Genomic DNA, 12,016 nt, shown 5'->3' on the forward strand with positions numbered 1-12,016 from the left:
AAAAATCAACAATTTATAATACAGGATGTTAAGTCGAGAAACATTGGCATCAGAAATTTGTTTCCATAAACAGACAGAACAATTAAATAGTTTGGTCGGGCGGTTGTATAAAGCAAAAAAAAAGTCTGAAGTTTAAAACCTCAGACTTTTTTATTTATAACGCTAGGTTAATTGAAATCAGCTTCAGTAACCCCTTCATTTACTCTGTGGTTGGTCACGTTCATTTTGATGACTTGTGGTCCTGTAGTAACAGACATGCTGTAAGGATACATCATTTCTTTCACTGGCGAATAATTGCCATAATCTTCAACAGTTGTAAACGTTTGTCCTTGTGCTTCCGTTGTTTTTTCAACTCTCACTAAATAGCCTGACTCGACTTCGTAATAACGAAACGAATCTTTGCCATTTAAAGTAACTTTCACTTTATACGCATCTTTTCCATCAATACTGATCATGCTTTCTAAAGATAACGCACTTGGCTCATAATACAATTCAGGATAAATTGAAATTTCAGCTTTTTGGTCTGCAATCTGATCTTCTGTAAGTTCTAGTTTTGCACCTTGTTGTTCCATATATCCAGTGGTGCCGTTGAATTTTCGTTTCATGATCACCCCCATTCCTTCAATGGACATTTCCATAGAAGTTTTGTTTGGCACCATGGCTTTCATTTCGCCAACAGGAGAAAAAGGCATGCCTTCAATGGTAATATTTGCATCAGTCCATACTGTTTTTACTGATTTTGCTTTGTCTTTACCGCCAACCGCTTTTAAATAATTGTCAATCACGGTTTGAGTTGTTACTCCGTCTGGGATTGGTTTTGAGAATTTAGGCTTATCCACAGGATTTGCAAAAGTGTCAAAATACAATATTGGAATTCCAGTTTTCTCTAGGTTTTCCAAAACATCGGCACCTTTTCCGACCACGATAATACGTGCATTTTCTGGTTTGAAATATTTATTGGCTACACGCTTAACATCTTCAGCAGTAACCGCATTGATTTTCTGCAAAAAAGTTTCGTAAAAATCCTTTGGCAAGTTGTTCAGCTTAATATTTAAAGCATAACGGGCGACAGTTTGCGGACTTTCCAAAGCCAATACAAAGTCGCCTACATATTTTGCTTTTGCATTTTTTAGGGCAACTGGATCTACAGGCTCTTCCTTAATGCGCTTAATTTCTTTTAATGTTTGCACTACCGCGCTATCTGTAACGGCATTTCTTACTGCAGTACTCGTTCTAAAACGGCCAATATATTTATCGGCATTTACGTTAGATCCTGCCCCATAGGTATAAGCATGCTTTTCACGTAAGTTCATGTTAAGGTAACTATCAAAGCCACCTCCTAAGATTTTATTGGCAATCAATACGGCATGGTAATCTGGATCATTCATTTTCAAATTGACGTTGTTGGTCAATACAATGTTAGACTGCACTGCGTTTGGCATATCCACAAAATTGATTTGTGTGTATTGTGCATTGGGCATTGCTTCTGGAACATTTGTTTGAATGTCCACAGATTTAGTCCAGTTTCCAAATCGTTTTTCGATTTGAGATTTAATGGTCTTGAAATTCACATCTCCAACCACAACTAAATAGGCGTTATTAGGATTGAAGCTTTCTTCGTAAAAAGCTTTTATATCTCCAAAGGTGATGTTATTGACAGTTTCTGTAGTTACAAATTCTCCATATGGATGTTTTACACCATAAGACAAAGCACTTCCTACACGTGAAGCAACAGCATCAACACTTTTTTCTTGTGTCTTTAAGCCTTCAATTAGTCGTTCTTTTTCTTTTTGGAACTCCTCCTCAACTAATAAAGGGTGAATGACAGCGTCAGCCATTAATTCCAAGATTCTATCAGAATATTGAATTAAAGCACTGGCAAACGCTCCCGAAGAACTAAAGTTTAAACGCGCGCCCAAGAAATCAATTTCTTCATTGAATGCTTCTTTAGAGATAGATGTCGTTCCATTGCCCATCATGCTACCAACCAAGCTAGAAACACCAGCTTTAGCACCTTCAGTTTCTGGTTTATTGTCAATAGTTAAGCTAAATGAAACTCTAGGGAGTTTGTGGTTTTCAACAACCATGACTTTCATCCCGTTTTTAAGAGTGAATTCTTGAGGTGACTTTAGATCGATTTTTGGAGCAGGTCCGGGTTGAGGTTGTTTTGAGCGGTCAATTTGTGCATGAGCAGAAAAAGCCATAAAAAACACCATTAAGAATCCTGATATATAAGTTTTCATATGATACAATGTTTGTTTTTAAATTTTAATTATTGGTTATCTTTTTTTGGAAGATAGTCAAGCTCAAGACGTTGGTTTGAACTCAAGTATTTTTTGGCAACATCTCTAATTTCTTCTCTAGTAACAGAACGATAGATGTCAATTTCATTATTGATAAGGTTTACATCACCTTTTAAAAGGTAGTTGGTTGCCAAATTCTCAGCAATCCCTGAAACGCTTGAATTGGAGTTGACGTATTGGTTTTCAAACTGATTTTTAAGTTTCTGGTAATCTCTTTCAGAAATCAATTCATTTTGGAGTTTAACGATTTCCTCATCCATTTCAGCCAACAAACTGTCCAATGGCACATCGCCTAAAGGCAATGCTAAAATTGCAAATACGCTGTAATCCATTTGGCCTACGTTGATGGCCTGCGCCTGAAGTGCCATTTTCTTTTCATCTACCATTTTTTTGTAAAGTACAGAGCTTTTACCACCACTTAAATATGTTGAAATCATATCCAATACATAAGATTCGCGCTCCTTAAAACCTGGTGTGCGGTATGCAGCAATAACGGCTGGAATTTGAATGTTGTTATCGTAATAATTTGCTTTTATCGTTTCAGTGATTGGCGTCTCTTTAGGGAAGTTCCTTACCACTTCAGCACCTCTTGGGATTGGACCAAAATAATCCTTCACCATTTTTTTGGTTTTAGCGACATCAATATCCCCAGCAACTACTAAAACTGCATTATTAGGAACATAGTATTTTTTGAAATAAGCGTTGAATTCTTCTAAAGTAGCAGCATCCAAGTCTTCCATTTCACCAATCAACTTTTCTTTATAAGGATGTACGTTGAATAGATTCTCGCTAATTGCCGCTAAGAATCCTCCGTAAGGTGCATTGTCAAAACGCAATCTTTTTTCTTCCTTTACCACTTCATTTTGAGTATCCACACCAATTTGGTTAATAATTGGATGCATTAAACGCTCAGATTCCATCCATAAACCAAGTTCTAAATTATTAGAAGGGAAAACCTCATAATAGTACGTTCTATCCTGGGACGTATTGGCATTGTTTGATCCTCCATTTGAAGAGACAATAGTAAACCACTCACCCCGACCAATATTTTTGGTGCCTTCAAACAATAAGTGTTCAAAAAAGTGGGCAAAGCCGGTCCGACCAGGTTCATAATCTTTCCCTCCAACATCATACATGACAGAGGTAATTACTACGGGAGCTGAATTGTCTTGATGAAGAATGACGTGTAGGCCATTGTCTAAATCAAACTCTTCAAATTCAACCTGTTGAGCGCTGGCAAGAGTGCCAAAAAGCAGCAAAGCGGTTAAAGAGAATAAGTGTTTTTTCATTGTGTTGTTTTTAAAAAATTAGTTATCGTTTACTATAAGTAACTTTATGTTAACGTTTGTTACAAATCCACACAAAAATAAGCAATGATTGTAGGAATTAGGTAATTACGAGAAAAATTAAGGCTAAAAAATTATTTTACTACTGAAATTTTGTCGAATTTTAAGATTCTAAAAAATCTTAAATTATCATTTTATGAACAGATCTTTATCAGTAGCCTTAAAATATGGGTTGTTTATTGCCGGTAGCTTAATTGCTTATTTCTTGATTTTGAGATTGTTTAATTTGCATGATAAACCGTGGTTGCGTTTGGCGAATGGTCTCTTTATGGCTGCAGGCATTTACTTCGCCATCAAGTATTACAAATATAAGTTCAATGCTGATTTTACTTATGTAGATGGTTTTAAAACGGGCTTGCTTACTGGGTTTATTGCCACCGGATGCTTTATTGTTTTTATGGCCGTCTATATGTTCCATCTTGATAAAGGATTTCCTGAAACCATTTTAAAAAGCTGGTTTGACAATACCGAGCGCGGTGGAGGGATTTTAATTCTTATTATTCTAATGGAAGGGCTGGCATCAACAGCTGTGTTGACATTGACCTGGATGCAAATCTTTAAGAAAAGCCAGCATCTTGGCCAACAGGAACACTTCAGCGAAAATAAACCCAAAAACAAAACAAAAAATTAAATTCTTTTATAATTTCCATACGTCAATCAACATACTAAATCGGAGTCCTCTTTATTACGGCATTGTCCTATCCAATTCAGTCAATAAAAGAGCTTTTATACATCACGTTTTATCTAATAAATGTACGGATGATTTGAGCGTTTTTAATGATAACAAAGGTGTATTGTTTTCCGATTTGGCAATAACCGAATTAATTGAAAAGGAACACAAACATCAGTCTATTGAAATACCAAATTCAGAAAACAGACCCTTGCACACCTTTTCTTCGGGAGAACGACGAAAGCTGTTTTTAGAATACTGTTTGGCCCAAAATCCAGATTATATTATTTTTGACAATCCTTTTGACCATCTAGATCAGACTTCAAGAACGGCGCTGTACAAACAGCTTTTGGAATTGTCGCATTCCCTGTCCATACTACAACTAGCCCATCAAGAAGAAAGTTTATTACCATTTATAAAGAATAAATATAATGTGACTGAAAATTCTTTTGTTCTTTCAGAGATAAAAACAACCATCCAACCTAATGCTTCTAATCATAAATTTGATTTCCCGAGTTCTTTGGTATCTTTTAAGGAACGTTATGAAACCCTGATAAAATTCCATAATGTTTCAGTAAACTATGAGGAGCAGCCCATTGTCAAAAATATTTGCTGGAAAGTTAAGCAAGGGGAATTTTGGCAACTCATTGGACCTAATGGCTCAGGAAAAAGTACACTACTGTCTTTAATTACTGGCGACAATCCTAAGGCCTTTGGAGAGGCTATCACTATTTTCGACCGAAAGAAAGGAAGTGGAGAAAGCATCTGGGATATCAAAAAGAAAATCGGTTATTTTTCTACTAATCTAACTGAATTATTTAAAAGAAATCATACGGTGGAGCAGATGGTTCTATCGGGGTTTTTCGATTCTATTGGATTATATGCAAAACCGAGTGGGATGCAACAACAAAAAGCCTTACAATGGCTTGATATTATTGAAATGAAGCATTTAAAAAACACTTATTTCAACAGACTTCCCTTAGGGCAACAGCGACTGGTGTTAATTGTTAGGGCATTAATCAAACAACCACCCTTATTAATTTTGGATGAACCATTTGAAGGTCTTGATCCGGAAAATACGATGTTGGTTTCGCACTTGATAAACACCTTGGTTGAAAATACTCAAATCACCATTATTTTTGTCTCCCATACTATTGAGAAATCATTGGTACCCTCCCATATCTTTGAATTGATTCCAACTGAGAACGGCTCAATTGGACAACGTAAAAGGTAATTTTAATTGCGCTTTTGGGGAGATTTAATTTTTATGTAACTTGTATTTTAAGGTTCAGAAAAATTAAATAGAACCGCCTATCTCGATTATTATCTCAAATATTCCGTTCTGACGTTAAAAAACGTTTGTAGTTTAATTATTTAGCTGTATATTTGCACCCATTTTAGAATAAAAATTAACTAATTTAAACGTTACGCTATGTACGCAATTGTAGAGATAGCAGGGCAACAATTCAAAGTTGAAAAAGACCAGAAAGTGTTTGTTCACCGTTTAGCAACAGAAGAAGGAAAGACGGTGTCTTTCGATAATGTTCTTTTGATTGGTGATGGTGATAAATTTACTTTAGGCGCCCCAGCTATAGACGGAGCTCAAGTAGGAGCAAAAGTCTTAAGTCACCTTAAAGGTGATAAAGTTATCGTTTTCAAGAAGAAAAGACGTAAAGGTTACCGTGTAAAAAACGGACACCGTCAAGCTCTTACTGAAATCATTATTGAGAGCATTGTTGCTTCAGGAGCTACTAAAGCCGACAAAACTGTAAAGGCTAAACCTGCTAAGGCAGAAAAGCCAGCAAAAGCTGAAAAAGCTGCGCCAGTTAAAGAGGCAAAGAAAGTAGAACCTAAGAAACCTGCTAAAAAAGAAGTTGAAGTAAGTGAGAATCTTATAACTCGTGCAGAGCACAGAGCGGAAGATGCGAACGTTGAAATCAACATTGAAAAAGTACTTAACAGTATTGGAACTGCTTTAAAGGCAGATGCTGATGATCTAAAATTGATCAACGGAATCGGTCCTGTTTACGAAGAGAAGCTTAACGAATTAGGTATTTATACGTTTGAGCAAATCAGCAAATTGAAAGCTGCTGATAGAGAAGAACTTTCAGCTATCGATGGTATCACTCGTGAGAAAATCGAAACTGAAGAGTGGGTAAAACAAGCTAAAGCTTTGTTGAAAGACAAAAAATAATATAATAACCTGTTTGCCAAAAAGGCAAATATTTAAAACCTTAAGACAATGGCTCATAAAAAAGGAGTTGGTAGTTCGAAAAACGGTAGAGACTCAGAATCGAAACGCCTTGGTGTGAAGATTTTTGGTGGTCAAGCTGCTGTTGCTGGAAATATCATCGTAAGACAAAGAGGCTATACACATCACCCAGGTGAAAACGTGTATGGCGGAAAAGATCACACTTTGCATGCACAAGTTGATGGTCTAGTGAAATTCACAAAGAAAAAAGACAATAGGTCTTATGTATCAATTGAACCGTTTGAGGTTTAATCTTTACAGATTCTTTTAATACCAAAAAACCCTTTCTGGAAACAGAAAGGGTTTTTTGGTTCTAGATCTTTGTTATCTGTTTGACTATTTTAAACGCTCAAGTCTAACAGTTGTGTCATATCAAAGTTATTAAAATAGGTTATGACAAGGTGTAACCTTTCTATCCTATCCTTCTTACACTGTACAGAACAATTTCTTTTCTTTAACTCGTTTTGGATTTATCCATTCCATAAATCATCAATATACTATCCATACACTATCCATGGAGTATCTATGGATTGGACCCTTTCTTAACCCGTCCTGAAATAGCTATACAGATTATTAAATTTCTTAGAACAATTATATAGCCGTTGAAGCGGGTTTAGAAATAAATTAAAGTTCGTCCATTTTTAATGACTCTACAACTTTTATGTAGTCCAAATTTAAGCGTGCTGGCTCTTCCGGCTGATGCTTTTGAACGTTAACGAGATCTCTGGCAGGCTTAATAGCCAAGCTTTGTTCGCACCCGTCCCAACACCTCGTCTGCCACTACTCTCGCTTTTTCTGCCCCAACCGCAAGAACTTTATCTATTTCCTCCAAATGGTTCATATAATAATGATAGCGCTCACGTGGAGTTTCAAATTTTGAAAGGATCAATTCATATAACGCCTGTTTTGCATGTCCATAGCCATAATTTCCTTGCTCATAGTTTTGCTTCATTGTCTGGGTTTCCTCATCAGAAGCCAATAAGCTATAAATTGTAAAACAATTGCAGTTGCTCCAGTTTTTTGGATCTTCTAAGGGCGTGCTATCCGTTTCAATGGACATAATTTGTTTACGCAGCTGTTTTTCTGGTAAAAATATGTTGATGTAATTGTTATTACTTTTGCTCATTTTGCTACCATCGGTTCCTGGAACAAGCATGGTGTTATCTTGAATTTTACCTTCTGGCATCACAAAAGTTTCACCCATTTTAGCATGAAAACGGGAAGCGACATCTCGGGTCATTTCAATATGCTGCAATTGATCCTTTCCTACTGGGATAATTTCGGCATCATACAATAGAATATCGGCAGCCATCAACATGGGATAAGTAAACAAGCCTGCATTCACATCTTCAAGTCGGTCAGCTTTATCCTTAAAACTGTGGGCCAGCATCAAGCGTTGATACGGAAAGAAGCAGCTCAAATACCAGGAAAGCTCTGTAGTTTGAGGGATATCGCTTTGACGATAAAACACCACTTTTTCAATATCTAAACCGAAAGCCAACCACGTCGCAGCAACGCTATGGGTGTTGTGACGCAGGGTTTCAGAATCCTTGATTTGGGTTAAGGAATGCATGTCTGCAATAAATAGAAACGAATTGTTTTTAGCGTCATTCGCCATGTTGATGGCTGGCATGATTGCGCCTAAAATGTTTCCTAAATGTGGTGTGCCTGTACTTTGTATTCCTGTGAGTATTCTTGCCATGTTTACTTCCCGCGAAAGCGGAATCTTTTTAATTGTTCAACGAACCACAAAGGTAATTTTTTTCGAACAATAGCTCAATTAAATTGGCTAGTTTTAAGCCGATGAGTATTTTGAACCCAATTCTTTCGAAGGCAAAAAACCTTTAGGTTCAACGTAGTTAATCTCATTTTACTCGATCTTATATTCTGGGAAGATTATTAAATTTTTTTAAACAATTGCTCAATTAAATTAATCACTTTTGAACAGATGAAAATTTTAAGACCAATTCCTTCGCCGGCAGGAACTCATAGGTCCTACGTAGTTAATCTCTCTTTGGTCAATATCATATGCAGATTCAGATGAAATTTTTAAAAAGATAGCTCGATTAAATTACTTAGTTTTGAGGCGATGAACATCTTAAAATACCCGTTTTGGATCCTCTACCGCATTTGGTTTTACATTTTAGTAACCGTGCCAATTCTGTTATTGTTTCCAATTTTAGTTCTCTCAATTTTAAAGGAAACCTGGTATCCCTATTTCTTTAAATTGGCGCGTTTATGGGCTAAAATTATCTTAATAGGTATGGGCTTTAGATGGAGTGTTAAAAAAGATCAACCTTTAGATTCAAAAGAAAGCTACATGTTTATTGCCAATCACACCTCTATGGCTGATATAATGTTGATGTTGGTGAGTGCCAAAAATCCTTTTGTATTTGTAGGAAAGGCCGAATTGGCAAAGATTCCTCTTTTTGGGTTTTTCTATAAACGTACCTGTATTTTGGTGGATAGAAGTTCTGAAAAAAGCCGTAGAGCCGTTTTTTTGAGAGCTCAAAAACGCTTGAGACAGGGGTTGAGCATCTGTATTTTTCCCGAAGGAGGAGTGCCGGATGAAAACATTATTTTAGACGATTTTAAGGATGGTGCTTTTAGATTGGCCATTAAGCATCAAATTCCCATTGTCCCGATGACTTTTATAGATAATAAAGAGCGTTTTTCTTATGTGTTTTTTAGCGGTGGACCGGGTAAGATGCGTGTTAAGGTCCATAAGTTTTTAAGTACTGAAGGTCTCACTTCAAAGGATGCAAAAGCTTTAAATGAGCAGGCGAGAACCATAATTCTGGAGCAATTATTGGTTTGTCATAAACACTAAAAAAGCTGCTCTTGGCATTGAGCAGCTTTTCTTCGTCATTGCGGATTTGCAAAAACTACCTAACTAAAAATCTAAAATTTAAATCTAAACCCTGTATAAACACCAATAAAATATGGTCTAAAATCACCGGCAGTATTGGTAAATGTGTTTAATTGATACTTGAACATTGGCTCAAGATTTAGTTTAAGTGTATGTGATATGTTATAATTAAACCCTAATCCAAAATTGGCACTATAACTCGTACTATTGATGTTATTTGCTTCGCCCAAGAGTGATCTTTCATTGTTTAAAACAGTATAAACTTCATTGTTATTAAGGAAAAGCGTGCTAAATCCTCCAATGACGTTCATTCCAAATTTGCTGTCTATAATGCTATATTCAACTTCTAAAGGCACTTCAATATATCCAAATTGCTGTTCTAGGGCACCGTTAACGTTCGAGACCATAAACTGTGGCGCCGATTCTGAATTGATGTTGGACGTACTCATGTAGGCATCTGCTTTTCTTTGGCTTGTGAAATTGATGTTCTGCAAGTCTTTATTGCGTGTATTGCCACTAGCACTATTGATATCATTAAATGCCATAACCCCATCCGTGCTATAGCCTAAAGCCACCTTGTTGACTCCGGCTCTAATTTTTATCTTCTCATTGATAGCATAACTACCATTGATGCCATAGCTCATATTGACTTCGCCGCTTTTGCTATTATTTACAAATTGATTGGAAATAGTAGAGCCTTTTCCTAAACTGTTAAAATAAACAGGTGCCACATTTGGGGTAATGTTCCATCTGTTTGGTTGCTCTTCTTTTTCTTTTTCATTTGTCGAATTGGCTTTGGCAATAGCCTCTTCAATACTTTCTTCCTCTTTGTCTAAAGCGAGGATATCCTTATTTTCTTTAAGCGTTTCAGTTTCTTTTGATATGTTCTGATCTGTAACCTTGGCAATTTGGGTTTGATCTTTCTCAATTTCAAGAATGGTCTTATTACCAACAGAATCTGGTTCTGTAGTTTTTTGATTGCGATCAAGCTCAGGTAGGTTTGGGGTGTTTTTAGCAACGGCTTCTTTTTTGATAATTGAACCAGACGCCTTCTTCTTTTCAGAATTAATTATCGTGTTTTGAGCATCCGATGGATTGACTTTGTTGTTACGGGAATTCAATTGCACGAGTTGTGTTGCTGTTTTATCGTTATCTGACTTTTTATTAACATCATTTTTCGGGCCATCCTCTGTGATTTCAGGTTGTTCAGTATTTACTAGGCCATTAGAAGTGCTGCTATCTATATCGCCTGAATCCTTTTTATTTTGATCAACAGCAATATTGTTAGTTGATTTAGATGAACGCGCATTTTCAGTACCGACAGTTTGGGTTTCTGGAATATTAAATTCGTCACCACGATTGAAACTATCACCAACCGTAAGTAGCAAAACTAAAACGGCAGCAACGCCGGCTGCAAGCCACCATAAAGGAACCACACGACGTTTGCGCTTGTCCTTATGAAGTGCATTGTGGATATTCTCCCACACAGCATCATCTGGAGTAGCTTCAAAATTTTTGAATTTCTCCTGAAAAAGGCGATCTATATGTTTTTTATCATTCATTTATAAACTTTGCAAATGGTCTTGCATTTTATACTGTTCGATTTTTTCTTTTAAAATCAGTCGCGCCCTGGAGAGATTTGATTTTGAAGTTCCTGTTGAAATATCCAACATATCAGCTATTTCCTGGTGCGAATAATCATCTAAAACGTAAAGGTTAAATACCAATCTGTACCTATCGGGCAATTCTTGAATGATGCCTAATAGAAAATCAAGACTGATTTCATCTTCATCAATTTCAATGGCAACATCTTCTATTTGATCTTCATTGACAATATTAAAAACTCCTACACTTCTGTAACGCTGAAGCGCTGTGTTAATGGTTATACGTTTCATCCAGCCTTCCAAAGAGCCTTTATGACTAAACTGATCAATCTTTTTAAAAATGGTCACAAAAGAGTCCTGCAGATTATCTTGTGCCTCTGCATAGTTTTTTGAATACTTAAGGCAAAGCGAAAACAATTTACCCGAAAAGAGCTTGTATATCTGGCTTTGAGCTTTAGCATCGTTTTTTTTACAATTGATAATGAGTTGTTCTAAACTCACAGTTATAGTATTAGTGATTCGTCTATGCTTCCGGGTCCACAACTGGCACTTCTACAATATAATATAAATCCGTTCCGCTATCATCCTTTCCTTGCCAAAACTTAAAGATATAAGTGCCATTGCTGGTCACTTTAAAGTTGAATGTAGCTTCCACTTCTGCTTCTTCAGAAAGCCCACAATTTTGATTCGGATATACGGAATTGACAACAGCAACAGTGCGTTGGTTCAATTCGCGAGTGTAATAAAAATCAAAAAAAACATAGCATCCAGCAGGACGAATGTATTTAACTGTAATAGGGTAGACTTCACCAAGTACAAATTCTTCTGGCATGACAACACTTTCTACGGGAAGGATTTCATTATAGAAATCATTTGAATCATCAATACTACAAGATGCCAATGACAACAGCACGACACATAAAAAAACAAATTTTTTCATAAAAAATGGAATTAGGGTATATTTTTCTTTTTC

Annotated in this window: 11 protein-coding genes; 5 read left to right on the forward strand and 6 right to left on the reverse strand. The window is 36.3% G+C overall.

The genetic code is table 11. From position 1 onward, the window contains the following. Positions 1–167: 167 nt before the first annotated feature. Positions 168–2,243: a pitrilysin family protein gene (locus tag VLZ86_RS08765; RefSeq protein ID WP_325450410.1), complete on the reverse strand. Its 2,076-nt coding sequence runs from the start codon at positions 2,241–2,243 to the stop codon at positions 168–170. 29 nt (positions 2,244–2,272) lie between these two features. Next, entirely contained in the window at positions 2,273–3,592 is a 1,320-nt protein-coding gene (locus VLZ86_RS08770) for a pitrilysin family protein (RefSeq protein ID WP_325450412.1), read from the reverse strand. A gap of 193 nt (positions 3,593–3,785) precedes the next feature. On the opposite strand from VLZ86_RS08770, the gene VLZ86_RS08775 reads away from it, so the two are divergent. From VLZ86_RS08775 to rpmA, 4 genes are all read left to right on the forward strand, one after another. Continuing rightward, the gene (locus VLZ86_RS08775; protein ID WP_325450414.1) at positions 3,786–4,280 is read left to right on the forward strand and encodes a DUF4199 domain-containing protein; all 495 of its coding nucleotides are present in this window, start codon (positions 3,786–3,788) and stop codon (positions 4,278–4,280) included. A 133-nt stretch (positions 4,281–4,413) separates the two neighbouring features. Next, positions 4,414–5,553: an ATP-binding cassette domain-containing protein gene (locus VLZ86_RS08780; protein ID WP_325450416.1), complete on the forward strand. Its 1,140-nt coding sequence runs from the start codon at positions 4,414–4,416 to the stop codon at positions 5,551–5,553. Positions 5,554–5,751: 198 nt separating this feature from the next. Further along, positions 5,752–6,513, forward strand: coding sequence for a 50S ribosomal protein L21 (gene rplU / locus VLZ86_RS08785; RefSeq protein WP_325450418.1), 762 nt, complete (start codon positions 5,752–5,754; stop codon positions 6,511–6,513). A gap of 48 nt (positions 6,514–6,561) precedes the next feature. Beyond that, a complete protein-coding gene (gene rpmA, locus VLZ86_RS08790) occupies positions 6,562–6,822 on the forward strand; it encodes a 50S ribosomal protein L27 (RefSeq protein WP_325450420.1) in 261 nt (86 codons plus the stop codon). A 481-nt stretch (positions 6,823–7,303) separates the two neighbouring features. Here the strand turns inward: rpmA and trpS are convergent, their stop codons facing one another. Further along, positions 7,304–8,272 carry a tryptophan--tRNA ligase gene (gene trpS / locus VLZ86_RS08795; protein WP_325450422.1) on the reverse strand — a complete coding sequence of 323 codons (969 nt, stop codon included), beginning with the start codon at positions 8,270–8,272 and terminating at the stop codon, positions 7,304–7,306. Positions 8,273–8,659: 387 nt separating this feature from the next. Here trpS and VLZ86_RS08800 point away from each other — a divergent pair, with 387 nt between their 5' ends. Next, a complete protein-coding gene (locus VLZ86_RS08800; protein WP_325450424.1) occupies positions 8,660–9,400 on the forward strand; it encodes a lysophospholipid acyltransferase family protein in 741 nt (246 codons plus the stop codon). Positions 9,401–9,471: 71 nt separating this feature from the next. On the opposite strand, the gene VLZ86_RS08805 is transcribed toward VLZ86_RS08800, so the two are convergent. Genes VLZ86_RS08805 through VLZ86_RS08815 form a run of 3 tightly spaced genes read right to left on the reverse strand, consistent with a single transcriptional unit; the run spans position 9,472 to position 11,983 of the window. Continuing rightward, positions 9,472–11,001: a hypothetical protein gene (locus tag VLZ86_RS08805; RefSeq protein WP_325450426.1), complete on the reverse strand. Its 1,530-nt coding sequence runs from the start codon at positions 10,999–11,001 to the stop codon at positions 9,472–9,474. After that, on the reverse strand, positions 11,002–11,544 hold the full coding sequence (locus tag VLZ86_RS08810; protein WP_325450427.1) for an RNA polymerase sigma factor: 543 nt from the start codon (positions 11,542–11,544) through the stop codon (positions 11,002–11,004). 22 nt (positions 11,545–11,566) lie between these two features. Beyond that, positions 11,567–11,983, reverse strand: a complete 417-nt coding sequence (locus tag VLZ86_RS08815; protein ID WP_325450429.1) for a hypothetical protein — start codon at positions 11,981–11,983, stop codon at positions 11,567–11,569. Between the last annotated feature and the right edge of the window lie 33 nt (positions 11,984–12,016).

This window comes from Gelidibacter sp. (assembly GCF_035515035.1).
In the GTDB taxonomy this organism is placed as follows: Bacteria; Bacteroidota; Bacteroidia; order Flavobacteriales; family Flavobacteriaceae; genus Gelidibacter.

Coding starts and splice junctions, on each gene's coding strand:
- VLZ86_RS08775 (WP_325450414.1), top strand. CDS start 3,786: ATGAACAGATCTTTATCAGTAGCCTTAAAATATGGGTTGTTTATTGCC.
- trpS (WP_325450422.1), bottom strand. CDS start 8,272: ATGGCAAGAATACTCACAGGAATACAAAGTACAGGCACACCACATTTA.
- VLZ86_RS08765 (WP_325450410.1), bottom strand. CDS start 2,243: ATGAAAACTTATATATCAGGATTCTTAATGGTGTTTTTTATGGCTTTT.
- VLZ86_RS08815 (WP_325450429.1), bottom strand. CDS start 11,983: ATGAAAAAATTTGTTTTTTTATGTGTCGTGCTGTTGTCATTGGCATCT.
- VLZ86_RS08770 (WP_325450412.1), bottom strand. CDS start 3,592: ATGAAAAAACACTTATTCTCTTTAACCGCTTTGCTGCTTTTTGGCACT.
- rpmA (WP_325450420.1), top strand. CDS start 6,562: ATGGCTCATAAAAAAGGAGTTGGTAGTTCGAAAAACGGTAGAGACTCA.
- rplU (WP_325450418.1), top strand. CDS start 5,752: ATGTACGCAATTGTAGAGATAGCAGGGCAACAATTCAAAGTTGAAAAA.
- VLZ86_RS08800 (WP_325450424.1), top strand. CDS start 8,660: ATGAACATCTTAAAATACCCGTTTTGGATCCTCTACCGCATTTGGTTT.
- VLZ86_RS08805 (WP_325450426.1), bottom strand. CDS start 11,001: ATGAATGATAAAAAACATATAGATCGCCTTTTTCAGGAGAAATTCAAA.